The organism is Kitasatospora sp. NPDC030952 (assembly GCF_055571335.1).
The window spans coordinates 67,872-92,026 of record NZ_JBVIFM010000027.1 but is presented as its reverse complement, the minus strand read 5'-3'; the positions used below and the strand labels follow the sequence as shown (position 1 = coordinate 92,026).

Annotated in this window: 21 protein-coding genes and 1 tRNA gene; 7 read left to right on the top strand and 15 right to left on the bottom strand. The window is 73.9% G+C overall.

Annotated elements, in window-relative coordinates; all coding sequences use genetic code 11:
- Window positions 1–61: 61 nt before the first annotated feature.
- On the bottom strand, window positions 62–958 hold the full coding sequence (locus tag ACZ47G_RS33700) for a sigma-70 family RNA polymerase sigma factor (protein ID WP_465749314.1): 897 nt from the start codon (window positions 956–958) through the stop codon (window positions 62–64).
- A 256-nt stretch (window positions 959–1,214) separates the two neighbouring features.
- Between ACZ47G_RS33700 and pdxR the strand changes: the two genes are divergently transcribed.
- Window positions 1,215–2,636, top strand: coding sequence for a MocR-like pyridoxine biosynthesis transcription factor PdxR (gene pdxR, locus ACZ47G_RS33695; RefSeq protein ID WP_465749312.1), 1,422 nt, complete (start codon window positions 1,215–1,217; stop codon window positions 2,634–2,636).
- A 54-nt stretch (window positions 2,637–2,690) separates the two neighbouring features.
- On the opposite strand, the gene ACZ47G_RS33690 is transcribed toward pdxR, so the two are convergent.
- The 8 genes from ACZ47G_RS33690 to ACZ47G_RS33655 form a co-directional block, all read right to left on the bottom strand.
- Window positions 2,691–2,897, bottom strand: coding sequence for a DUF6126 family protein (locus ACZ47G_RS33690; protein ID WP_465749310.1), 207 nt, complete (start codon window positions 2,895–2,897; stop codon window positions 2,691–2,693).
- Between the two features lie 30 nt (window positions 2,898–2,927).
- The gene (locus ACZ47G_RS33685; protein WP_465749308.1) at window positions 2,928–3,563 is read right to left on the bottom strand and encodes a helix-turn-helix domain-containing protein; all 636 of its coding nucleotides are present in this window, start codon (window positions 3,561–3,563) and stop codon (window positions 2,928–2,930) included.
- Window positions 3,564–3,638: 75 nt separating this feature from the next.
- A complete protein-coding gene (locus ACZ47G_RS33680) occupies window positions 3,639–5,372 on the bottom strand; it encodes a pyruvate dehydrogenase (protein WP_465749306.1) in 1,734 nt (577 codons plus the stop codon).
- Window positions 5,373–5,494: 122 nt separating this feature from the next.
- Entirely contained in the window at window positions 5,495–7,900 is a 2,406-nt protein-coding gene (locus tag ACZ47G_RS33675; protein ID WP_465749304.1) for a glycoside hydrolase family 65 protein, read from the bottom strand.
- 100 nt (window positions 7,901–8,000) lie between these two features.
- Entirely contained in the window at window positions 8,001–8,750 is a 750-nt protein-coding gene (locus ACZ47G_RS33670) for an HAD family hydrolase (RefSeq protein ID WP_465749302.1), read from the bottom strand.
- Between the two features lie 89 nt (window positions 8,751–8,839).
- Window positions 8,840–9,640, bottom strand: a complete 801-nt coding sequence (locus tag ACZ47G_RS33665; protein ID WP_465749300.1) for a VOC family protein — start codon at window positions 9,638–9,640, stop codon at window positions 8,840–8,842.
- A gap of 249 nt (window positions 9,641–9,889) precedes the next feature.
- Window positions 9,890–10,339 (bottom strand): SRPBCC family protein, encoded by a 450-nt coding sequence (locus tag ACZ47G_RS33660; RefSeq protein WP_380460676.1) that lies wholly within the window; start codon window positions 10,337–10,339, stop codon window positions 9,890–9,892.
- Window positions 10,340–10,445: 106 nt separating this feature from the next.
- Entirely contained in the window at window positions 10,446–12,233 is a 1,788-nt protein-coding gene (locus tag ACZ47G_RS33655; RefSeq protein ID WP_465749298.1) for an LCP family protein, read from the bottom strand.
- A gap of 675 nt (window positions 12,234–12,908) precedes the next feature.
- Here ACZ47G_RS33655 and ACZ47G_RS33650 point away from each other — a divergent pair.
- Entirely contained in the window at window positions 12,909–13,628 is a 720-nt protein-coding gene (locus ACZ47G_RS33650; RefSeq protein WP_465749296.1) for a G1 family glutamic endopeptidase, read from the top strand.
- Between the two features lie 362 nt (window positions 13,629–13,990).
- Here the strand turns inward: ACZ47G_RS33650 and ACZ47G_RS33645 are convergent, their stop codons facing one another.
- From ACZ47G_RS33645 to ACZ47G_RS33635, 3 genes are all read right to left on the bottom strand, one after another.
- A complete protein-coding gene (locus tag ACZ47G_RS33645; RefSeq protein WP_465749294.1) occupies window positions 13,991–14,500 on the bottom strand; it encodes a F0F1 ATP synthase subunit B family protein in 510 nt (169 codons plus the stop codon).
- Window positions 14,501–14,610: 110 nt separating this feature from the next.
- Window positions 14,611–14,683, bottom strand: a tRNA-Lys gene (locus ACZ47G_RS33640).
- A gap of 48 nt (window positions 14,684–14,731) precedes the next feature.
- Complete coding sequence (locus tag ACZ47G_RS33635) at window positions 14,732–15,484, bottom strand: nucleotidyltransferase domain-containing protein (RefSeq protein ID WP_465749292.1); 753 nt, start codon at window positions 15,482–15,484, stop codon at window positions 14,732–14,734.
- Between the two features lie 123 nt (window positions 15,485–15,607).
- Between ACZ47G_RS33635 and ACZ47G_RS33630 the strand changes: the two genes are divergently transcribed.
- The 3 genes from ACZ47G_RS33630 (at window position 15,608) to ACZ47G_RS33620 (ending at window position 18,427) form a co-directional block, all read left to right on the top strand.
- Window positions 15,608–16,828 carry a DNA glycosylase AlkZ-like family protein gene (locus ACZ47G_RS33630; protein ID WP_465749290.1) on the top strand — a complete coding sequence of 407 codons (1,221 nt, stop codon included), beginning with the start codon at window positions 15,608–15,610 and terminating at the stop codon, window positions 16,826–16,828.
- A 10-nt stretch (window positions 16,829–16,838) separates the two neighbouring features.
- Window positions 16,839–17,600, top strand: a complete 762-nt coding sequence (locus tag ACZ47G_RS33625) for an SDR family oxidoreductase (RefSeq protein ID WP_465749288.1) — start codon at window positions 16,839–16,841, stop codon at window positions 17,598–17,600.
- Window positions 17,601–17,731: 131 nt separating this feature from the next.
- The gene (locus tag ACZ47G_RS33620; RefSeq protein WP_465749286.1) at window positions 17,732–18,427 is read left to right on the top strand and encodes a tyrosine-protein phosphatase; all 696 of its coding nucleotides are present in this window, start codon (window positions 17,732–17,734) and stop codon (window positions 18,425–18,427) included.
- 14 nt (window positions 18,428–18,441) lie between these two features.
- Here ACZ47G_RS33620 and ACZ47G_RS33615 read toward each other — a convergent pair whose 3' ends face one another.
- The gene (locus ACZ47G_RS33615) at window positions 18,442–18,897 is read right to left on the bottom strand and encodes an RICIN domain-containing protein (protein WP_465749284.1); all 456 of its coding nucleotides are present in this window, start codon (window positions 18,895–18,897) and stop codon (window positions 18,442–18,444) included.
- A gap of 278 nt (window positions 18,898–19,175) precedes the next feature.
- Between ACZ47G_RS33615 and ACZ47G_RS33610 the strand changes: the two genes are divergently transcribed.
- Window positions 19,176–20,270 (top strand): hypothetical protein, encoded by a 1,095-nt coding sequence (locus tag ACZ47G_RS33610; RefSeq protein ID WP_465749282.1) that lies wholly within the window; start codon window positions 19,176–19,178, stop codon window positions 20,268–20,270.
- 127 nt (window positions 20,271–20,397) lie between these two features.
- Window positions 20,398–20,733, top strand: a complete 336-nt coding sequence (locus tag ACZ47G_RS33605) for a hypothetical protein (RefSeq protein WP_465749280.1) — start codon at window positions 20,398–20,400, stop codon at window positions 20,731–20,733.
- 36 nt (window positions 20,734–20,769) lie between these two features.
- On the opposite strand, the gene ACZ47G_RS33600 is transcribed toward ACZ47G_RS33605, so the two are convergent.
- Complete coding sequence (locus ACZ47G_RS33600) at window positions 20,770–21,603, bottom strand: TIGR02452 family protein (protein WP_465749278.1); 834 nt, start codon at window positions 21,601–21,603, stop codon at window positions 20,770–20,772.
- A 233-nt stretch (window positions 21,604–21,836) separates the two neighbouring features.
- Window positions 21,837–23,999, bottom strand: coding sequence for a DEAD/DEAH box helicase (locus ACZ47G_RS33595; protein ID WP_465749276.1), 2,163 nt, complete (start codon window positions 23,997–23,999; stop codon window positions 21,837–21,839).
- Window positions 24,000–24,155: the final 156 nt, after the last annotated feature.

Here is a 24,155-nt window from a genome sequence, read left to right as displayed (position 1 = left end):
GTACGGCGCAGTTCCCGTGCCCCGCAGTTCCAGTACCGCGCAGTTCCCGTACCGCGTCCGGCTACGCGGTGAGGCCCAGCGCCGCCAGCCGGACCGGGTCGGTGAGGATGTCCAGACCGGTGATCCGGCCCTGGTGGATGGTGAACGACATGACCGACAGCGCACGGCCGTCGGCGAAGGGCACCACCCCGGGCGAGCCGTTGACCAGCACCAGGCGCCCGTCCGCGGCGAACCGGGCGAAGGTGATCGCCTGGGAGGCCACGTCGGCCGCGCCCCGGCGCAGCACGCTCGGCACCAGCGTGCCGCCGTCGGACCGGGCCACCACCTCCGGGTCCAGCACCGTCATCAGGGCGTCGAAGTCACCGCCCCGGGCCGCGGTCAGGAAGGCCTCCACCACCTGGCGCTTGCGGACCTCGTCCGCGTCGGCGGCCGGGGTCGCGCCCTGCACCCGGCGGCGGGCGCGGCTCGCCAGCTGGCGGGTCGAGGCGGCGGTGCGGCCGAGCACCTCGGCGATCCCGTCGAAGGGCACCTCGAACATGTCGTGCAGCACGAAGGCCACCCGCTCCGCCGGGGAGAGCGTCTCCAGCACGACCATCAGCGCGATCCCCACCGAGTCCGCGACCAGGATCTCGTGCACCGGGTCCAGTGCCGTCAGCCCGCTCACCACCGGGTCCGGCAGCCGCACCTGCCCCTCCTGCTCGGGCAGCGGGTCCTCCCGGCGGGAGGCCCGGGAGCGCAACTGGTCCAGGCAGACCCGGCCGACCACGGTGGTCAGCCAGGCCCCGAGGTTGCGCACCTCGCCCACGTCGCTGCGGCTCAGCTTCAGCCACGCCTCCTGGACGGCGTCCTCGGCCTCGGCGACCGAGCCGAGCATCCGGTAGGCCACGGAGCGCAGTTGGGGGCGCTCCGCCTCGAACTGCGCGGCCAGAAGATCGGTTCGGGAGGTTTCCTCGCTCATCTGTCACATCCTCGCGTCGGGATCCGTCGGTCCAGTGACGGACGCTAACCGACCCGGAGGACAGCACGATGACCACCACCGCCGGCACCACTACCCCCGCCGCCCCCGCCGGCACCGCCCGGATGCTTCGACGAGGAGCAGCTCTCCGCGATCATCCTGATGATCGGCCTGACCAACTTCTTCAACCGCGTCAACACCGCGATCGAGGAGCCCGCCGGCGCCACCTGGTGACCACCGGCCACGCGAGAATGGGTCCGTGAACGGCTCCTGGACCTCCTTCGGCGGCGACCTGCACCTGGACCTCAGCGAGCGGCGCGCCGCCGGCGCCGGACTGCGGGCCGCCCTGGAGGACGCCCTGCGCGAGGCCGTCCAGGACGGGCGGCTCGCGCCCGGCACCCGGCTGCCGTCCTCCCGGGCCCTCGGCGAGGACCTCGGCATCGCCCGCAACACCGTGGTCGAGGCGTACGGGCAGCTCGCCGCCGAGGGCTGGCTCAGCTCCCGGCAGGGCTCCGGCACCACCGTCGCCCGGCGGGCCGTGCCCGTGCGCGGCGAACGGCCCGTCCCGGCCCGGGAATCGCCGCGCACCCCCCGGCACGACCTGCGGTCCGGGCGCCCCGACCTCTCGCTCTTCCCCCGCACCGCCTGGCTGGCCGCCGCCCGCCGCGCCCTCGCCACCGCCCCGCACGAGGCGCTCGGCTACGGCAGCCCGCTCGGAAGGATCGAACTGCGCGAGGCGCTCACCCACTACCTGGCCCGGGTCCGCGGCGTCCGCACCGACCCGGACCACCTGCTCATCTGCGGCGGCGTCCAGCAGGGCCTCGGCCTGCTCTGCGCGGCCCTGCGGGAGCGCGGCGCCCGCTCGCTCGCGGTCGAGGCGTACGGGCTGCCGCCGCAGCACGCCGTGGTGCGGGCTTCCGGGCTGTCCACCGTCCCGCTGCCGCTGGACTGCGAGGGCGCCGTCGTCGACCGGCTCGACGCCCACTGCGGCGCCGCCCTGCTGACCCCCGCCCACCAGTACCCCACCGGCGCACCGCTGTCCGCCGACCGGCGGGCCGCCGCGGTGCGGTGGGCGCGCGAACACGACCGGTACGTGGTCGAGGACGACTACGACGGCGAGTTCCGCTACGACCGGCAGCCGCTCGGCGCGATGCAGGCGCTCGACCCGGAACGGGTGGTGTACGCCGGCACCGCCGCCAAGAGCCTCGCCCCGGGCCTGCGACTGGCCTGGCTGGCCCTGCCGGACGCGCTGGTCGAGCCGGTCGCCCGGCTGAAGGTGCTGGCCGACACGATGTCCCCGGTGCTCGACCAGCTGACCCTGGCCGAGCTGATCACCTCGGGGACGTACGACCGCCACGTGCGGCGCTGCCGGCTGCACTACCGGCGCCGGCGCGACCGGCTGGCCGCCGCGGTCGCCGAGCACACCCCGTGGGTCGAGGTCACCGGCATCGCGGCCGGCCTGCACGCCGTCCTCCAACTCCCGCCCGGGTCCGCCCCGGAGGCCGAACTGATCGCCCGCGCCGAGGCCGCCGGCCTGGCTCTCAGCGGTCTCGACTGGCACCGCGCCGACCCGACCGCCGAGGCGGGCGACCCCGCCCTGGTGATCGGCTACGCGACCCCGCCGGAACACGCCTTCCCGGCGGCCCTGGACGCGCTCTGCCGGGTGCTCCGCACGGCGTGACCGGCCCGCCCCGGGGCGGCCGGGGGCGGGCGCTCGCCAGCCGGGGCAGCCGAACTACTTGTTCCGGCTGCCCAGTTCGAACAGCAGCATGATGAAGCCGGCGAAGGCGTGGATGCCCGCGGTGTAGATGACCAGGCGGAGGTAGACCCGCTTGTTGGCCCACTTCCCGGCGTCCATGGTCTTCGGGCCGGTGGCGGTGTCGGCGGCACCGACCGGGACCGCGGTGGCGGCGGGGGCGGTGGGGGTGGTGGGATCGGCCATCGGGATCTCCTCCAAGCGTCTGACGGCTGGTCAGTGGGTCGGGGCGGGGCCGCCGCCGAGGCAGAGTTCGCCGCCGGGGCTCTGCAACAGGGTGTGGACGAAGAGCAGTTCGACGCCGGCGTCGGATTCGGCGGCGATGCAGTGCGGGGTGAGCGAGTCGTAGTGGGCGGAGTCGCCGGGCGCGAGGTGGTGGACGCGGTCGCCGAGGGTCACCCGCAGCTGCCCGCGCAGGACGTAGATCCACTCCTCGCCGGGGTGGACCCGGACCACCGCGTCCTGGACGCCCGGCGGGACGTGCACCCGCAGGGCCTGCATGGCGCGGCCGGGGGCGCCGGCCCGCCGGTAGCCCCAGCCACCGGCCCGGCCGGGATCGATGGCGCCGCCGCGGACCACCGGGTCGGGTTCGACCATGGCCTCGCCGAGCAGCCCGGAGACGGTGGTGCCGTAGGCGCGGGCGAGGCCGAGCAGGACGGGCAGCGAGGGCTGGCGGCGGCCGGTCTCCAGCCGGGACAGATAGGCTGGGGAGAGGCCGACCCGGCCCGCGGCGACCTCCAGCGTGAGCCGGCTGCTGTGCCGGTGCTCGCGGAGGCGGGCGGCGAGGCCGGCGACCTCCTGGTCGTCGAGCTGGTCGCCGTCGCCGGGGGTGCCGGTGGAGCTGGTGGTCATGTTGTCCAGTGGACACCCGGCCTGCCGCAGGGGCAAGAAAGTTGCCTCAGAGGCAAAGCCGGCGACGAGGTCCGCTCACGGCCGGGGAACGTTGCGCAGGTTGCTGCGCGCCAGGTCGACCATCCGCCCGACACCGCCCGACAGCACCGTCTTCCCGGCCGCCAGCGCGAAGCCCTTCAGCTGGGCGGCGGTGATCCGCGGCGGGATGGACAGCGCGTTCGGGTCGGTGACCACGTCCACCAGGGCCGGACCGGGCCGCTCCAGCGCCTCCGCCAGCACCTCCCGGACCCTCGCCGGGTCGGCGACCCGCTTGGCCGGGATGCCCATCGCCCGGGCGATGCCGGCGTAGTCCACGTCCCCGTTGTCGATCTCGTACTCCGGGTAGCCGGAGACCAGCATCTCCAGCTTGATCATGCCGAGCGCGCCGTTGTTGAAGACCACCGTCTTCACCGGCAGCCGGTGCTTGGCCACCGTGAGCAGTTCGCCGAGCAGCATGCCGATACCGCCGTCGCCCGCCATCGCGATCACCTGCCGCCCGGGGCAGGCGAGTTGGGCGCCGATCGCGTGCGGGAGGGCGTTCGCCATCGAGCCGTGCAGGAAGGAGCCGATCACCCGGCGGCGGCCGTTCGGCTGGAGGTAGCGGGCGGCCCAGACGTTGTTCATGCCGGTGTCCACGGTGAACACCGCGTCGTCGGCGGCGACTTCGTCCAGCACCGAGGCGACGTACTCGGGGTGGATCGGCAGGTGCTTCTCGATGTCCCGGGTGTAGGCGCCGATGACGTCCTCCAGCGACTTGCAGTGCTTGCGCAGCATGCCGTCCAGGAAGGTCCGGTCGGGCTTGGCGTCCAGCAGCGGCAGCACGGCCCTCAGGGTGGCCGCGACGTCGCCGTGCACGGCCAGTTCCAGCGCGGTGCGGCGGCCCAGCCGGGTGGCGTCGTGGTCGACCTGGACGGTGTGCGCCTGCGGCAGGAAGGAGTCGTACGGGAAGTCGGTGCCGAGCAGCAGCACCAGGTCCGCGGAGTGCAGCGCCTCGTGGCAGGCGCCGTAGCCGAGCAGCCCGCTCATGCCGACGTCGTACGGGTTGTCGAACTGGATCCACTCCTTGCCGCGCAGCGAGTGCCCGATCGGCGCGTTCAGCGCCTCGGCGACGGCCATCACCTCGGCGTGCGCCCCGCGCACCCCGGCGCCGCAGAACAGGGTGACCCGGCGGGCCGCGTTGAGCAGCCGGGCCAGCTCCTGCACCTGGGACCAGGGCGGCGCGGCGACGGCCTGCTCGGTGAGGAAGTGGCTGCTGCCGGTCGGCCCGGCGGCCGGCAGGGCGGCGACGTCCCCGGGGAAGGCCAGCACCGAGACGCCGTGCGAGCCGAGCGCGTGCTGGATGCCGACCCGCAGCAGCCGGGGCAGCTGGGCGGGGGTGGAGAGCATCTCGCACCAGTTGCTGCAGTCGGTGAACACCCGCTCGGGGTGGGTCTCCTGGAAGAAGCCGGTGCCGATCTGCCCGGACGGGATGTGCGAGGCGAGCGCGAGCACCGGCAGGCCGCTGCGCTGGGCGTCGTACAGGCCCTGGATGAGGTGGGTGTTGCCGGGGCCGCAGGAGCCCGCGCAGACCGCCAGCCGGCCGCTGAGTTCGGCCTCGGCGGCGGCCGCGAAGGCGCCGGCCTCCTCGTTGCGCACGTGCACCCAGCCGATGCCCTCCGCCCGCCGGATCGCGTCGACGACGGGGTTGAGGCTGTCGCCGACCACGCCGTACACCCGCTCCACCCCGGCCTGCCGGAGCACCTCCACCATCTGTTCGGCCACGGTCGCCACGGGGACTTCCCTTCGCTCGCCACAGGACACCTGCAGCCTCCGACGGGGCGCAGCCGGCCGCACACGGGGCCGGGCGAACGAGTGAGCGGGTACGGGGCCGGACGCGGGGCCCGGCCCCGCGGCTACTCCGCGGCCAGGTGGTCCTGCTGGCCGAGCTTGCCGGCCACCAGCCCCGCCTGGGGCTGGCGGCGGGCCGGCTCGCGGCCGGGCGGCTGGGCACAGCGCTCCTGGGCGGGCGGGGCGGTGGTGGGCACGGTGACCGGGGCGCCGGCCTTGACCTGGACCAGCTCGCCGTCGTGCCGCAGGTGCATCACCTCGCCGCGGCGCAGCGTGTAGGTGGTGCCCCCGTGGGTGATCCGGACGCCGAGCAGGTGGCCGCGGACCATCAGGGAGAAGCTCAGCTTCATCAGCCCGGAGGGCAGCCGGGGCCGGAAGTCGAGGATCTCGCCGTGGTCGCGCAGGCCGCCGAACCCGGCCACCAGGGCGATGCAGGCGCCGGCCAGGGAGGCCATGTGGAGGCCGTCGCGGGTGTTGCCGCCGAGGTCGTGGAGGTCCATCAGGGCGGCTTCGGCGGTGTAGTCGTACGCGAGGTCGAGTTGGCCGACCTCGGCGGCCATGACGGCCTGGGTGCAGGCGGAGAGCGAGGAGTCGCGGACGGTCAGGCGCTCGTAGTAGGCGAAGTTGCGGGCCTTCTGCTCGTCGGTGAAGGCGTCGCCGCGGACCTGCATGGCGAGCACCAGGTCGGCCTGCTTGACGACCTGCTTGCGGTACAGGTCGAAGTACGGGTAGTGCAGCAGCAGCGGGTAGTTCTCCGGCGGGGTGTTCTCGAAGTCCCAGACCTGGTGGTGGGTGAAGCCGTCGGCCTGCGGGTGGACGCCGAGGTCCTCGTCGTAGGGGACGTACATCGCGGCGGCGGCGTCCCGCCAGGCCGCGGTCTCCTCGGTGTCGACACCGAGTTCGGCGGCCTCGCGGGGGTGCCGGACGGCGGCCTCGGCGGCGGCGCGCAGGTTCGCCTGCGCCATCAGGTTGGTGTAGACGTTGTTGTCGGCGACGGCGCTGTACTCGTCGGGGCCGGTGACGCCCTCGATGCGGAACTTCCCGGCGGTGTCGTGGTGGCCGAGCGAGCGCCACATCCGGGCGGTCTCGACGAGCAGTTCCAGGCCGTACGCGCGTTCGAAGTCCTCGTCCCCGGTGGCCCGGACGTAGCGGGCGACGGCGGTGGCGATGTCGGCGCCGATGTGGAAGGCCGCGGTGCCGGCCGGCCAGTACCCGGAGCACTCCTCGCCGCGGATCGTCCGCCAGGGGAACACCGCGCCGGCCAGGCCGAGTTGGGTCGCCCGTTCACGGGCGAGCGGCAGGGTGGTGTGCCGCCAGCGCAGGGCCTGGTTGACGGCCCCGGGCAGGCAGTAGGTGAGCACCGGCAGGACGAAGGTCTCGGTGTCCCAGAAGCTGTGCCCGTCGTAGCCGGGGCCGGTCAACCCCTTGGCGGGGATGGCGCGTTCCTCGCTGCGGGCGCCGGCCTGCAGGACGTGGAAGACGGCGAACCGGACGGCCTGCTGGAGTTCGACGTCGCCCTCGATCTCGACATCGCTGGTCTCCCAGAACTCCTGGAGGAATTCGGCCTGTTCGTCGACCAGGCCGTCCCAGCCGGTGTACCGGGCGGCGGTCAGCGCGGCCTCGACCTGGTCCCGGACGGCGGGCAGCGAGCGGGTGGCGGACCAGCCGTAGGACATGAACTTGACCAGCCGCAGCCGCTGTCCGGGCTCCAGCACGGTGGTGACGCTGATCCGGCAGTGGTCGGCCTCGGCCTCGGCGACGGTGTCCAGCCGCTCCGGTCCCTCGATGAGGTGGTCCATCCCGGCGGCGACCCGGATGCCGCTGAAGCGGGTGCGGTGCACCAGGACGGCCTTGGTGCCGCTCGCGTGGTGCACCTCGGGCTGCAGCGGCGCCTCGAGGACGGCGGCGGCGCGCGGGTCGCCCTCGGGGCCGCCGGGCAGCTGCTCGTTGGCGACCAGCTCGGACTGGAGCACGATCCGCACCGGCCCGTCCACCGCCTCGACGCTGTACGCCACCGCGGCGATGGCGCGCTGGGTCAGCGAGACCAGCCGGGAGGAGCGCACCCGGATGGTCCGCCCGGCTGGGGAGGTCCACTCGCACTCGCGGTGCAGCAGGCCCTCGCGGAAGTCCAACCAGCGGGTGTGGTTGACCAGTTCGCCGTAGCGCAGGTCGAAGGGCTCGTCGTCCACCAGCAGCCGGATGATCTTGCCGTTGGTGACGTTGATGACGCTCTGGCTGGACTCCGGGTAGCCGTACCCGCCCTCGCCGTAGGGCAGCGGGCGCAGTTCGAAGACCCCGTTGAGGTAGGTGCCGGGCAGGCCGTGCGGCTCGCCCTCGTCCAGGTTGGCGCGCAGCCCGATGTGGCCGTTGGAGAGCGCCAGGACGGACTCGGCGCGGGCCATCGAGGCCGGGTCGACGCCGTGTTCGGTGATCTGCCAGGGGTCGATGGTGAAGTTGTCCGCAGGACTCATGCGCCCACCTCGCTGCGCTCGGTAGGGGCATTCGCCCACACGCGCCCCTCGATGATTCTCCCCCAGCCTTCGGCCGGGGGGACCCCCATGCTCCGCTCGCTCATGCCTTCTCATCCCCCAGCAGCTCGGAGAGGTCGTCGACGACCACGGTGGCGCCGTCGCGGCGCAGTTCGGCCGCCTGCCCGGTGCGGTTGACCCCGACCACCGCGCCGAAGCCGCCGGCCCGGCCGGAGGCGACCCCGGCGAGCGCGTCCTCGAAGACGGCGGCGTGCGCGGGTTCGACGCCCAGCTCGCGGGCGGCGTACAGGTAGGTGTCCGGGGCCGGCTTGCCGGGCAGGGACCGCTGCTTGGCGACCACGCCGTCCACGATCACGTCGAAGAGGTCCAGGATGCCCGCCGAGCGCAGCACGTCCCGGCAGTTGGCGCTGGAGGAGACCACCGCCCGGGGCAGCCCGAGCGCGCGCAGCCGGTGCACGTAGGCGACCGAGCCGTCGTACGGCGCGACGCCCCGCTCGTGGATCAGCCGCAGCACGGTGTCGTTCTTGGCCCGGCTGATGCCCTGCACGGTGCGGGCGTTCGGCGGGTCGTCCTCGGCGCCCTCGGGCAGGTCGATGCCCCGGCTCTGCAGGAAGGCCCGGGTGCCGTCCAGGCGTGGGCGGCCGTCCACGTAGGTGTCGTAGTCGGTGACGGCGTCGAAGGGGACGAACTGCCCGCCGGTGCGGGCCGCTTCGGCACGCAGGAAGGCGTCGAAGGTGTCCTTCCAGGCCGCGGCGTGCACCGTGGCGGTCTGGGTGAGGACCCCGTCGAGGTCGAAGAGGAAAGCGCGGATGTCGTCCGGTAGCCCCAGCATGGGTGCAGTCTGCCCCGGGAACGCGGGGGATGCCGCCCATTCCCGGCGGCGCGTCGCGGGAAGGGCGGCTTCCGGTTGCCGCCGCCGGATCAGGGCGAGTCGGGCATCTGCGCCTCGGGCGACTGGATCACCGCGAAGACCGCGCCCTGCGGGTCGTTGACCACGGCCATCCGGCCGGCCTGCATGTCGAACGGCGGCTGGATCACCGAGCCGCCGGCCTTGACCAGGGCGTCCACCACCGAGTCGGCGTCGTCCACCAGGAAGTACGTCATCCAGTGCGACGGCGTGCCCGGCGCGAGGTACTTCGGGATCTCCTGGAGGCCGCCCACCGTACGGTCGCCGACGTTCAACGAGAAGTAGCCGTCCATGCCCTGGATGGTGGCCGGGCGCAGCCCGAGGGCCGGCTGGTAGAAGCGGCGGGCCGCCTCGGTGTCGGCGGTGTTGAGCTCGTTCCAGACCAGCGCGCCGGGCTCGTTGACCACGCCCGCGCCGATGAAGTCCATCGCCTGCCAAACGCCGAACACCGCACCGGTCGGGTCGGCGGCGACCAGCATCCGGCCGATCGTGCCGACGTCCATCGGGTCGTAGAGGACCGTGCCGCCGGCTCCGACGATGGCGGCCCGGGCCGCGTCGGCGTCGTCCGAGGCCAGGTAGGTGGTCCAGGCGACCGGCGGCAGCGGCTGGCCCTCGGGCGCGGACTGCGCCATGATCCCGGCGACCGGGCGGTCGTTGAGGGTGCACACGGCGTAACCGCCGAACTCGGCCGGGCCGACCTCGCCCTGCCAGCCGAACAGGTCGCGGTAGAAGTCGAGCGCGGCCTGCTGGTCGCTCGCCATCAGGTCGATCCAGCACGGGGTGCCGGGCTGGTACGGATCGGTCACTACGGGCATCGCTGGGCCTCCCGGAGGCGGTGGTGGCCGGCTGTCGGTCGTGGGGCTGCTGTCGTGGGGCTGGAGTCGTGGGGCTGCTGGACTTGTGGGGCTGCTGGTCGTGGCTGCCTGTCGTGGGGCTGCTGCTCGCCGGGTCGTGGCCGTCGGAGGGCGGGGCCCGGTGCGACGGCGCCACACCGCCCACCTTCGGTCCGCCGCCGCGTTCCCGCCACCGGACGGCGCCCTGGCGGGCGACCGGTCGCCGCGCGGTCACTCCTCGTCGTGGCGCAGCGTGGTGACGAAGTACGGCTGCGCCTTGCCGCTCTGCGCGTAGTCCTTGAGCCGGACCAGCAGTTCGGCCCAGGTGCCGGCCACCATCGGGACGCCCTCCTCGCTGCCCGGCTGCCAGCCGCCGTGCCGGAACAGCAGCCGGGTGCGCTCGGGGGCGTCGGGCTGGTCGGAGAGGTCCCAGCTGATCCAGGTGCCGGCCCAGTGCGGCGGGAACGCCCCGGCGTTGGCCCACAGCACCCGGTCCAGGTCGGCCCGCTCCCGGCGCAGCCGGAACGGCTCGGGCACCCCGGGGAAGTCGAACAGCAGCACCTCGCCCTCGCGGTCCACCCCGGTGGTCCACCAGCTGGTCAGCCCGCCGTGCGTGTTGAGCGCGTCGAGCACGGCGGCGCGGGGTGCGGCGATGTCGATCTGCATGGCGATCTCGGGCATGGGGTCCGCCTTTCGGTGACCGGTGGGCCGTCCCCTCCACGGCCACGATGGCACGACCCCGGGGCGTACGCGCCCCGGGGTCGTGCGGTCGGTCGGGCGGGTGCGGTCAGCCGCCGCTGCCGTAGGTGGTGTTCGCGCAGATGTCGTCGTCCGCCGAGCGGGCGTCGTTGGTGACGGTGGTGGGCAGCGGCTGCGCGGGCGTCTGGGCGCCGGGGGTGGAGCCCGCGGCGGGCGCACCGGCCCCCATGCCGTTGGCCGCGGCGAAGTCCTGGCCGACGATCACCGAGATGCCGCGCGAGCTGCCGGGTTCCAGGCTGGCGCCCGGGAACAGCGCGGCGACCTTCTCGGCGTTCGCCTTCTGGCTGGAGCTGTACTCGATGGTGGTGGTCTTGTACTTGGTGCTCGCCGCCTGGCCCGCCGTGCTGGCCGAGAACTTGGCGCCCTTGAGCAGCTCGGTCCCCTTGCCGGCCAGGCCGTTGGCGAGGGTGCCGTTGTAGACGGCGACCTTGATCGAGGCGTTGGAGGCGTCCGCGGCCGCCGCGGCGGTCGTGCTGGGCGCGGCCTGCTGCCCGCCGGCGCTCGGGCTGGCGGTGGCGTCCGGCTGCTGGCCGGTGGCGTTCTGGCCGTCGAGGGTCTGGTCGGCCTTGAGGGCGTCCCAGAGCTTGTTGGCGTCCGGCTGGACGAGGTCGATGTTGGCGTCCTGGGTGCGGTAACGCCAGGGCGCCGTCACGAACTTGAGGTCGTGCATGTCGATGTTCTTCAGCGACAGGCCGAAGGAGAGCAGCTTGTCCGCGGAGTCCAGTCCCGGGTCGACGGTCAGCGACTTGGTCGCCGCGTCGGCCAGCGGCAGCAGGTTGGTGGGGCTCAGCCCGTCCTTCTTCATCTTGGTGGCGAGCGAGCTCATGAACGCCTGCTGGCGCTTCATCCGGCCGATGTCGGAGCCGTCGCCGATGCCGTGCCGCAGCCGTACGTAGTCCAGCGCCTGCTGGCCTTCGACGGTCTGCTTGCCCTGCGGGAGGACGAGGTTGCCCTTCTTGTGCAGGTTGGGGTTGATGTCGCCCTCGTAGATCGGCTTCGGCAGGCAGATGTCCACGCCGTTGACGGCCTTGGTCATCGAGGAGAAGCCGTTGAAGTCGACCACGATGGTGTGGTCGACCCGGATGCCGGTGACCTTCTCCACCGTGTTCTGGGTGCAGGCCGGGTTGCCGCCGTCGCTGCCGCCGACCGAGAAGGCGGCGTTGAACAGGTCGTTGCCGCCCTTGGTCCACTTGCCGTTGGGCAGCTTGCAGGACGGGATCGGCACGATCGTGTTGCGCGGGATCGAGATGCCGACGGCGTGCTTGTGGTCGGCGTAGACGTGCAACAGGATCGTGGTGTCCGAGCGGGCGCCGCCGTCCTCGCCGCCGCCGAGGTCGGAGTTGTTGCCGCCCCGGCTGTCGGAGCCGATCAGCAGCACGTTGACCGGCTTGTTGCCGTCCGCGTCGGCCTTGGCCTCGGGCGGGCGGTCGGTGGCTATCGCGTCGGCGTCGAAGGACTTGATGTTGGCGTTCAGCTTGTAGTAGATCGCGCCGCCGGTGCCCGCGATCAGCACCAGCACGCCGGCCGCCGACCAGGCGACGATCTTCTTCACGTTCTTCTTGGGCTTGGCGCCGCGCCGCGCCGCCGCCCGTCCGCCTGAGGCGCCGGGGGTGCCGGGGGTGCCGGGGGCGCCGGATCCGCCGTCGCCCCGGTTCCCGCCCTCGCCCCGGCTCCCGCCCTTGGACTGGGCGGCACGGCGGGCCTCGGCCCGGCCTCCGGAGCGCGGGGCGGGCACGCCGCCCGCCGCCCCTTCCGCCGGGACTGCCTCGGGCGCGCCCTCGCCCTGAGCCGGGCTCTCGCCCCTGCGACCTGCCATGCGCGTACCTTTCACCGACGGAAGCGACGCCCCGGACGATCTGGCGCACCGCACAGAGGAAGACGGCCCCAACCGCTCCCTGGTTGTACGTACGAAGGTCAGTACAGAATGACCATCGTGGCTTCCGATCATATTGAGACCAAAGGTGATCACTGACCTCCGGTACACCAACGACCTCATCGGCACCGGGGACATCTCGCTACAGACCGGCTGAAAACGCCTGATTCGGACAGGCGGTGACCGGCCCGCCCAGGGCGCCGGCGGCGAGGGGTGGCACCCCGAAGGTGACGACCGTCTCGTCGGCCCGACCCGGCTCCTGCGTGCCGGCGGCCATCACCCCGCGGCGGGACGCGAGCCGCCCGCCCGCGTCCTCAGCACTCCGCCGTACCCGGCCGCGATCGCCGCGTGGGTCTCCCAGGGAAACACCGGAGCGGATGCGGCCGAACCGGTTCGACGTCAATTTGCCGTCCCTACAGACGATTTGGCTGCGATTGCACCTGCCGGTGCAGTCAAGTCCCCCACCTGACAGGGCAATGCCTTCGCCAACCTTCCCCCTACCCCTCTTGCCCCGCTCATGACAGCCCGGTCATTCTGTACTGCCACCCGCCAACGTCCGCCCCCACGGCTCGGGTTGGCGCGTGGACCTCCTGTTCGTCCCCTCACGAAGGAGCCAGCATGCGCAGATTCCTGATACGCGTCGCCACTCTCGCGGCAGCGGCCACGACACTGGCCGTCCCCGCCGCGCCGACCACCGCGGCGGCCGCACAGGGACTGTCCTTCCGCCCCCTGCAGTACAACACCAACGGCTACAACTGGGGTGGCTACGCCGCCACGGGCAGCGGCTTCAGCTCGGTCGCGGCGTCCTGGACCGAGCCGAACGCGGTCTGCAACTCCACCAACGACCTGTACGCCCCCTGGGTCGGCATCGACGGCTACGGCTCGTCGAGCGTGGAGCAGACCGGGGTGGCGACCGACTGCTCCAGCGGCAGCCCGGTGAACCAGGCCTGGTACGAGATGTACCCGGCGGCCCCCGTCTACCTGAGCCTCAGCTCGTACCCGGTGTCGGCCGGGGACCACATCTCCGCCTCGGTGACCTACGCGGGCAGCAGCCGGTACACCCTCAAGCTGACCGACTCCACGCGGGGCTGGACGTACACCACGACCAAGTCCACCTCCGCGCAGCGGACCAGCGCCGAGGTGATCATCGAGTCGCCGACCGGCGCCTACCCCGACTTCGGGACGCTCAACTTCACCTCGGCCACGGTCAACGGCAAGTCGCTCGGCTCCACCAACCCGGTCGCCCTGGACCCCAGCTCCAACGGCGCCTACGAGGCCACCACCGGCGGGCTCGGCTCCAGCGGCACCAGCTTCTCCGAGACCTTCCTGCAGGAGTAGCCACCCCGGCGGGGCTCGCCCCCGCGCGAAGCGGCTCGTCCTCTGCCCGCAGGGGGCGAGCCGTTCTCGGCACGACAGTTTGACGAGCCGCGCGCTCGCCTGGTTCGGGGCCACCGGCGGACTCAGCGGCGTCTGCGGCCACCCGGACCCCGGCCCGGCCGTGACCCTCCGAGGCCAGCCGGCCCGCCGGACCCCGACGCCGCCGACCAGCGAGTACGAGCGGACCTTCACCACCGGTCCGCCGACCGGGGCCGTGATCACCGGTGTCCGGGTACAGAACGGCCCGGGTCCCGGCCGGTGGCTGGACCACCGACCGGGACCCGGGCCGTCGAAGCGTTCCCAGGGGAGGTACGAGCAGGGGGTCAGGCGTCGGCGCCCGCCTTGGCGTCGTACGCGGCGAAGAACTCGTCGGCGATCGCACGGGTGCGCGGCAGCTCGGCGACCGGCTCGCCGATCACCCGGCCCGCCAGCTCGCCGGCCAGCCGGACCACGTCCTCCCGCAGCGCGGCCTCGGCCAGCACCCGGTCCGCCGCCAGCTGCACCTGCGCCTCCGCGAGCATCCCGTCCCGCAGCCGCTGCCCCTCGGCCCGCAGCCGCGCGATCAGCGCCGCCCCCTCCTCGGTGGCCGTCTGCCGGATCTCCGCCGCCTCGTGCCGCGCCGCGGTGAGCTCCGTCTGGAACTCCTCGTACACCCGCAGGGCCTCCGCCCGCACCGCCTCGGCCCGCTCGACACCCCCCTCGGTGGCGTCCCGGCGTTCCGCCAACAGCTTCTCGATCCGCGGCAGCACCACCACCCCGAGGATCCCGAAGATCAGGAAGAAGCAGACGAGTCCGACCACGAGTTCTGCAAGATCAGGCTGCAAAGGTCCCATGACACCAAGATAGTTGAGCCCTTGTCACTCACCTCCGCCGCCCCCCGGACACGACGAAGGGCGCCCTCCCCGACGGGGAGAACGCCCTGGTCCTGAACGGATCGTTCGTGTGGGCCGCCAGGGGCTCGAACCCTGAACCTACGGATTAAAAGTCCGCAGCTCTGCCAATTGAGCTAGCGGCCCGCGGCCCTCCGTGCCGGGTGGTCCCGGGTGGGGAGGGCCACGGTGATCCTACCCGGTGGGCCCCAGGGCTCCGCCAGTGGATTGGGTGGGCGCGCCGGGGGCGGGGGGTGGGGCTTGCGGCGGGCTGTAGTGGGCGGCGCGGACGCGGCGGAGCCAGGCCTCGGCGGGGCGGGGGTCGGGGGTGTCGGGCAGGACGCCGGGGCGGGCGAGCCGGTCGGCGGCGTCGGCGAGCAGGCGTTCGGCGGTCGCGGGGCGGTCGGCGATGCGTTCGCCGAGGTCGCGGACGCGCTCCGGGTCGGGCAGCCGGATCAGGTTGCGGCCGGTGCGGTGCAGCCGGACGGCCTGCTCGACCAGCCGGACGAGGTGCCGGGCGTGCTTGGCGGCCCGGCGGCGGGTGGCCGGCTCGCTGGTGTCGCGGGTCAGCAGTTTGCGGAACTGCTGCTCCGCGTAACCGAGATAGGCCTTGCGGACGGCCGGCGCGCTGAGGAAGCTCGACCGGATCCCGACCAGTTCGCGACCGAGCGGGGTGGTGGTCTCGTACAGGTCCTCGGGCAGCCAGACCAGTTCGGAGGCGGTCGGGTTGCAGGACAGCGCCAGCCGGCACCACTTGGCGGCCTCGTGCAGGGTGACGTCCGGCCCGGTGGTGACGTGCGACTCGGCCGGGCGGTGCAGGCCGTGCAATTCCTCGGTGGGGACGGCGAACAGGCCCAGCCGGTCGAGGTCGGAGCCGGCGTGGGCGAAGCCGTAGGCGGTGGAGCCGACGATGCCGGAGAGCAGCACGGTGCCGGGTGCGGCGGGCATGCGTTCTCCTCTCGATCACCAGTGGCGGCGGGACCGCGGTGGGTACCGCATCATCTCCGGAGCGGGCCGCGCCGGGCGAGCGATTTCCGGTCCGGGGCCCGCCCGGGCGCCGATACTGGGCGCATGGAGCACAGCCACGGGATCGACACCGAGAAGCTGCGGGCCTGGTGGTCGCACCGGCAGTGGCTGGACCTCCCGCACCCCGGGGCGTCCGCCGCCGAGGTGCTGGCCGCCACCGGCTGGGCCCGCTCGGTCGGCGGCGCGGCCCCGTACCTGGGCCTGTTCGCCCGGGCCGGGCTGGGGCGGGCTGCGGTGGACGCGGCGGTGGCGGGGCTGGAGGTGCACGAGCTGCCGTCCGCGCGCGGCTGCACCTACGTGCTGCCCGCCGCCGACTTCGCGCTCGGCCTGGCGGCGGGCGCGGCCGCCCCGGAGGGTGAACTGGCCGCCGCGGCGAAGCACCTGGGGGTCGGCCGGGACGAGGTGGAGCAGCTCTGCCTGGCCATCGAGCGGGCGCTGTCCGGCGGCGGGCCGCTGGACCCGACCACCATCCGGGAGTCGGTCGGCGACGCCGTCCGGTCGCTCGGCGAGGCCGGCAAGAAGCGCGGCCTGTCGACCACCCTGCCGCTCGCCCTCGGGCTGCTCCAGTCGCGCGGCCGGATCCGCCGGGTGCCGGTCAACGGCCGCCTGGACCAACAGCGTTACGGCTACGTCGGCTGGGACCAGCCGGTCGCGGGGGACGCCGTCGACCTCGCCCGACGCTACTTCTCCTGGGCCGGTCCGGCCACCCTCGGGCACTTCCGCTGGTTCTCCGGCTTCTCCGCGGCCACCGCCCGCCGGGCCGTCACCGAGCTCGGCGCCGCCCCGCTCGCCCCCGGCTCGGACCTCCTACTGCCGCCCGAACTCGCCGACGAGTTCGCCGAGTTCGAGGCACCGGCCGAGCCGCACTACACCCTGCTGGCCGGCATCGACGGCATCCACCTGCTGCACCGCGACCTGCCCCGGCTGCTCGACCCGGCCGACGCCGCCCGCCCGCTGCCGGCCGGCCGGGCCGGGCGCACCTTCGGAAGCGAGGCCGACCCGCAGACCCACCTGGTGCTGGACCGCGGCCGGATCGTCGGCCTGTGGGAGTACGACACCGAACGGGCCGAGATCGTCCACCAGTCCTTCGTCCCGCCGGACGACGCGCTGCGCGCGGCGGTGGCCCGCACCGAGGCGTTCGTCCGGGACGAACTGGGCGACGCCCGCGGCTTCAGCCTCGACTCGCCGAAGAGCCGCGCACCGAAGGTCGCCGCGCTGCGCCGGGCCGCCGCGCAGGGGCAGCGGTCCGGACAGCGGGCCGGATAACGTACTCGGCATGTCGACCCCCAGCACCGACGAAGTCCTGATCGTCACCGGCGCCGGCCGCGGCATCGGCGCCGCCACCGCCCTGCTGGCCGCCCGCCGCGGCCACCGGGTCTGCGTCAACTACCGTACGGACGAAGCCTCGGCCACCGCCGTCGTGGACGCCGTCCGGGCCGACGGCGGCACCGCGATCGCCGTCCGGGCGGACGTCAGCCGCAGCGCCGAGGTGGAGCGGCTGTTCGCCACCGTGGACGCCGAACTCGGGCCGCTCACCGGGCTGGTGAACAACGCGGGCACGCTGGAGCGGCAGTGCCGGCTGGAGGAGATCGACGAGGACCGGCTGAACCGGATCTGGGCCGCCAACATCACCGGCCCGTTCCTGTGCGCGGCCCAGGCCGTCCGCCGGATGTCCACCCGGCACGGCGGGCGCGGCGGCGCGATCGTCAACGTCGGCTCGGCCGCCTCCCGGATCGGCTCGCCGAACGAGTACGTCGACTACGCGGCCGCCAAGGGCGCGGTGGACTCGATGACCCGCGGGCTCGCCCTGGAGGTCGCGGCCGAGGGGATCCGGGTCAACTGCGTCCGCCCGGGCCTGATCCGGACCGGCATCCACGCGCTCGGCGGCGAGCCGGGCCGGGTCGACCGGGTCGCGCCGAACCTGCCGATGCGGCGCGGCGGGGAGCCGGAGGAGGTCGCCGAGGCGGTGCTGTTCCTGCTGTCCCCGGCCGCCTCGTACACCACGGGGGCGTTCCTGGAGGTCTCCGGCGGGCGCTGAGGCCTCCGGCCCCGGCGAGTACCGAGAACCCGAGAACCCTTGGAAACCGCCCTGCCGGGGGCGGGGCTTCAGCGAACAGCCCCCTCCGGTTTCCTTCCCCCCGGTCCGTCCGCACCCCTACGGTGGACGCCATGACCGCTGCCTTCATCGACATCCCCGGTGTGCGCAACTTCCGTGACGCGGGCGGGATCGGCGCCCTGCGCCGGGGCGTCCTGTACCGCTCCGGCTCCCTCCACACGCTCACCGAGGAGGGCGCCCGGAAGCTCAAGGACCTCGGCCTGCGCACGGTGATCGACCTGCGCAGCCCGGTCGAGCTGGAGGTCTGGCCGGACCAGCGGCACGGCCTCGACCACGAGACCCTCAACCTGCCGACCCTGCCCGCCAACCGCGGCGACCTCGACCGGCCCTGGCCCGAGGGGCAGGCCGAGCTCTACACCTTCATGCCGGAGACCGCCGGGCCCTCGCTCGCCGCGGTGATCCGCCGGCTCGCCGCCCCGGACGCGCTCTCGGTGATCGTGCACTGCGCCGTCGGCAAGGACCGCACCGGCCTCACCGTCGCCGTCCTGCAGTCCCTGCTGGGCGCCTCGGACGCCGACATCACCGCCGACTTCCTGCTCTCCAACACCGGCCTCGGCCTGGACGACGGCCCGACCCCGTACATCGACGAGACCGGCAGCGAGCGGATCTCCCGCCCGATCAGCGCCGAACTCATCGCCTCCTCCCTCGGCTGGATCCGCGCCCACCACGGCACCGTCCCCGCCTACCTCCACTCCCACGGCGTCACCGAGGCCGAACTGGCCGCCCTCCGGGCCAACCTCTCGGCCTAGGGAATCGCCGGGATCTAGAAGCGCTCGAAGCGCCACCACTGGGTGGGCGAGTCGGTGTCCTCCCACTGCTGGACGCCCGCGTCCGGGGCCTGCGTCGCGGTGAGCGGCTTGCCGCTGATGAAGCTGGTGACGGTGTACGTCCCCGGGGCGTCGACGTGGGCCTCCAGCAGCCATTCCTGGGCGCCGAAGGCGTTGGCGGACCACTGCTGGATCGGGACGCCGTCCTCCGGGGAGGCTCCGGTGACGTCGAGGCGCTTGCCGCTGCCGGCGTTCTCGATGTGGAAGAGGGCGCCGCCGGGGTGGACGGCGGTGAGCCGCCAGAGCTGGGCGTCGGTGCCGTCGTCCGCGCCCAGGCGGATCCGGGCGCCGCTGCGCCGGGAGGCCTCGGCGACCTCCAGCAGCAGGCCGCTGCCGACGTTGCGGATCCGGTAGCGGCCGTCGGTGATCGCCCTGCTCGCGTCGTCAGTCACGCTGGGAGTCTCCCATCCGGGACCGACAGCGGGCCTCGTGGCCGAAGACCGCGGCCGGCACCACGACCACGGCGGCGACCTGCACCAGGGCCGACCCCCGGTGCCCGGCGGGACCGTGCCGGCGACCGGCGCGGAGCCGGTCAGCGCGACGGCCTGCGGCGTGGTGATGGCGGCGGCGGGGTCGGCGGCGCCCGTACTCCTGCGAACCGTGCCCCGGCGACCGTGCCCCGGCGACCGTGCCCCAACGGACCACACCCCGGCGAACTATGCTGCGGCGGATGTCCACCCAGAACACCTCGCCGAACCGTCAGCAGCCCGCCCTCCTCGAAGCGGTGGCCGAACTGGAGGCGGTGGTCGCGGCCGGCGACGACGAGGGCTTCGGCCCCGCGCTGGGCCTGGTCGGCGGGCTGTTCGGCCCGGCCGAACCGGCCGAGCGGCGGGCGGCCGGGCCTCGGCTGGCCGCGCTGCTGCCGGACGCGCCGCCGTTCCCACGGGCGCACCTGGCGATGGTGGTGGGCGCCTGCGTGGAGTCCGGTGCCGATCCGGTGGCCTGCGCGGGGCCGGTGCTGGCCGGGCTGCGCGGGGCGCTGACCGGCGCCCAGCGGCTGGTCGAGCACTGGGCGCGGACCGGCGGCGGGCCGCTGCCGGACCAGGAGGCGGACGATCCGGCCGAGGCGCACGCCCGGATCGAGAGCCCGGAGCACCTCGACACCTGGCGCGCCCACCTGGCCGTGGTCGCCTGGTGGACGCTGCACCTGTGGCAGCAGGCCGCCTGGGCGGTGTACGCCCACCCGCCGGTCCGGGCCGAGGCCCGCGCCTCGGGCGTCACCGGAGTGCTGCTGGAGCTGTTCGACCGGTACGAGGGCGAGCGGCACGACTTCAAGGGCCTGACGCACCTGGCGCTGGTGCTCGACGACGAGCCGCTGCTGGTCCTGGACCGCCCCACCGGCACCGGGTACCTGCTGCGGATGAGCGGCCTGAGCGACACCTTCCAACTGCACACCCTGCTCGCCGACGTGCTGATCGGCGGCGGCCACCTGCCCGGCACCCCGCAGGACCCGGAGGTGGTGGCGCTGGCCCGGACGGAGTTGCTGGAGGGCCGCCGGCTGATCGCCACCGGGGCCTTCAACCTGGTCGCGCCGGACGGCTCCTGGCTCTGGAACGAGGGCACGCCCAGCGACATCCCGGTGCTGGACGGCGTGCGCACCCTGGTGCTGGAACCGCTGCCGTACCAGCGCAGTTGGTCGGCCGGGCGGTTCATCCAGGAGCTCCCGGGCGACCTGCGGCTGGAGCGGGTGCTGGACCGGGCGGAGGCGGCGCAGCGGCTGGGCCGGACGGTGCCGGGGATGTCGACGGTTTCGGCCTTCGGGTAGTCGGCCCCGGGTACGGGCTGCAGGTACCGGCCCCGGGTACGGCCCCCCGGATCCCCGCCCCGTTCGCCGGGTTAGGGTCGGAAGCCGGAACGCGAACCCCTGCGCGTGGAGACGAGTGGAGTCGACGATGGCGAAGGTCCCGAACGCACTCGCGGCCGCCACGCCCGCCGCGCTGACCGCGGCGAGCGGTCTGGTCGGCGGTTACGGTGTCGCCCGCTGGACCGGCCGGCGCGAACTGGGCGGCGCGGTGCTGGCGGTGGCCGGTGCCGGGGCGGCCGCGCAGTGGCGCCGCAGTTCGGGCCCGGCCGCCGCGGCGGCCCTGACCGGTCTGTACGTGGCGGCCTTCGGCGGTTCGCACCCGCTGGCGAAGCGGATCGGCGCCTGGCCGTCCGTCTTCGCCGTCACCGGGGTGGTCGCGGCGGCCTCCACCGCCGCCACGGTGCTGTCCGCCCGCAAGCGCTAGGGACCGCCGGACAGGCCCCGGGCCCGCCCCCGCCGTTCAGGAGGGGACGACCGCCGCGCCGAACCGCGCCTCGAAGGCGGCCCGGTTGGCCGAGACCGGTGAACGGTCCCAGACCGCGAACACCACTTGCTCGAACGCGCCCCCGTACCGGGCCAGCGCGCCCTCGAAGGCCTCGGCGACCTGGGCCGGGTCGTTGCGGAACACCCCGCAGCCCCAGGCGCCGAGCACCAGGGCCCGGACGTCGTGCCGGGCCGCCGCGGCGAGCACCCGGACGGCCCGCTCGGCGAGCACGCCCCGGACGTCCGCACCGGCCGAACGCCGTTCCAGCTGGCCGGCGTTGGGGGCGGGAGAGGTCAGGAAGGTGACCGGGTACGGCCGGGCCAGCAGCTCGCCCCGGCGGCCCCGGATCACCGGCACCGCGGGCGAGACGATCACCCGGTGGCTGTACCGCAGGTCCGCCGAGGCCCGGTGCGCCTCGTAGTAGTCCGGCGCCTCCACCAGGCAGCTGTACAGCAGCGCGCTGCGGCACAGGTCCTCCTCCTGGGCGCGGGCGCCGCGCAGGTACCCGCCGCCGGGGTTGCGCGCGGAGGCGAAGTTCAGCACCCCGACCGGCCCGGCGCCGGCCGCGACCAGCCGCCCGGCGGCCTCCATGCTCCCCTCGGCCGTCACCTCGACCCGGCCGGTCAGCGCTCCCCGGCCCCCTTCGGCCAGCAGCGCCTCCAGGCCGCCCGGCGCGTACGACACCGTGCCGGCCCGCGCCGCCGCCAACTGCTCCCCCACCCGCACGGTTTCGCCCCCGGCCGTCCGGTAGCTGCCCCGCTCGGCGATCTCCTCGTTCACCCGTGCCACGTCATGCAGTCTGCTGCTCATGTCCGTGACGCTACGGGACTACCCTCATCGCGCGCCACAGGTTATTCTCACCTCCAGAACAACACCTCGGGGGGCGAGCAGCAGCGAGGTGTTCGGGGGGATCGGGGGACACGGGGGAACGCGAAAGGCCCGCTCCGGGGGACGGAGCGGGCCTTTCGTTCGTGGTCCGGCGGTGCGGACCGACGGTGTTCGTTCAGTCGGCCGGCCGGCGGTCGATCACCGGCCGTACGACGTCAGTTCTTCCAGCGCGGCTTGCGGTCGTCGCGGTTGAAGCCGCCGCCGTTGAAGCCGCCGCGGTCACGGTTGAAGCCACCGGAACGCTCGCGGTCACCGAAGCCACCACGGTCGGCCTGCGGACGGCCGGCGGTGCGGTGGTCGTCGCGGCGGGAGAACGGACGGCTGCTGCTGCCGCCGCGCTCGTCACGGTCCCGGCCGAAGGACGGGCGGTCGCCGAACGAGCGGGCCGGACGGTCGCCGAAGCCACCCGAGCGGCCACCGCGGTCGTCGCGGTCACGGTTGAAGCCACCGGAACGCTCGCGGTCACCGAAGCCACCGGAACGGCCACCACGGTCATCGCGGTCACGGTTGAAGCCACCCGAGCGCTCGCGGTCACCGAAGCCACCGGAACGGCCACCACGGTCGTCACGGTCACGGTTGAAGCCACCCGAGCGGCCACCGCGGTCGTCACGGTCACGGTTGAAGCCACCGGAACGGCCGCCGCGGTCGTCACGGTCGCGGTCCCGGCTGAAGGCCGGACGCTCGCTGCGCGCCTCGCGGTAGGCCGGGATGCGCTCCTCGGCCTTGGCGGCGGGCGCCTCGACAGCGGCCGGGGCGTCGGCCTGGGCGGTCGCCTCGCCGGCCTCCTCGGACGCGGCCGGGGCCTCGTCCTCGATGCCCAGGTCGGCCCGCTCGCGCGCCGCACGGGCGGCCAGGCGGTCGGCCTCCTCGCGCAGCTCGGTGGCGCGGCGCTGCGCGCGCTCCAGCTGGCGGGTCATGTCGGCGAGCTCGCGCTCGGCGGCACCGGCGATGTTGGCGGCGCTCTCGGCCTGGACCTCGGTGAGCGAGCGGGCGCCGGTGATCTTGGCGACCTCGGCGTCGAAGGCGTGGTCCAGGATGTGGCGGCTGGCGTCGACGCCCGCGTCCTCCATCAGGCGGAAGACACCGCGACGCTGGTGCGGCAGCACCAGGGTGACGACGGCGCCGGAGCGGCCGGCCCGCGCGGTGCGGCCGGAGCGGTGCAGGTAGTCCTTGTGGTCGCCGGCCGGGTCCACGTTGAGGACCAGGTCGATGCCGTCGACGTGGATGCCGCGGGCGGCGACGTCGGTGGCGACGACGACGTTGACGTAGCCGTCCTTGAAGTCGCCGAGGACGCGGGTACGGGCGCCCTGGGTCATGCCGCCGTGCAGCGCGTCGGCCTTCACGCCGGCCTCGATGAGCTGCTCGGCGACGCGGTCGGCGCCCATCTGGGTGCGGACGAAGATGATCGTGCGGCCCTTGCGGGCGGCGATCGCGTTGGTGATCGGCGCCTTGTCCTTGGGCTTCACCACGAGGATGTGGTGGGTCATGGTGGTGACCGCGCCGGCCGACGGGTCGACCTCGTGGGTGACCGGGTTCTTCAGGTAGCGCTTGACCAGGGTGTCGATCTCGTTCTCCAGGGTGGCGGAGAACAGCAGGCGCTGGCCGCCGGCCGGCACCTGGTCGAGGATCTCGGTGACCTCGGGCAGGAAGCCCATGTCGGCCATCTGGTCGGCCTCGTCGAGCACGACGGTCTTGACGTCGGCGAGCTTGGCGGAGCCGCGGTTCAGCAGGTCGCGCAGGCGGCCGGGGGTGGCGACGAGGACGTCGACGCCGCGCTCCAGCGCGTAGATCTGGTTCGACATCGAGGTGCCGCCGCAGACGACCTTCAGCTTGAGGCCGAGCACCGAGCCGAACGGCTCCAGGGCGTCGGCGACCTGCATGGCCAGCTCGCGGGTCGGGACCAGGATCAGGCCGCGCGGGTGCTTGGGCTTGGTGCGCTCGCCGTCGGCGAGGCGGGTCAGCAGCGGCAGGCCGAAGCTGAGGGTCTTGCCGGAGCCGGTGCGGCCACGGCCCAGCACGTCCTTGCCGGCCAGGGCGTCCGGGATGGTCGCGGCCTGGATCGGGAACGGGGTGGTGACGCCGCGCTTGGCGAGGGCGCGCACGACGTCGTCGTGCAGGCCCAGGTCGCCGAAGGTGATGGTGGGCTCGGCGGCCTCCGCCGGCTCCTCGACGGTCTCGACGGCGTCGGTGGTCTCGGTGACCTCGGCCGCGATCTCCGCGGCCTCGGTGGTCAGTTCGATGGTGTCGGTGGTGTCGGTGACATCGGCGGCAGCCTCGTTCGCGGGCATGGCGAAGCGGGCGTCGTCAACGAGAGACATGCAAAACCTTCCGGAAGTGGCACGCGCCAAAGTCCGGGGTTCTGTTTCACAACCGCCTCTATGCGGTCAGCCACGGATCGCCGGAACGCGCCAAGGGCGCCAGATGGGAATAGGGCGCCAATCAAATGAATCAAACGAACGATCTACCACCATAGA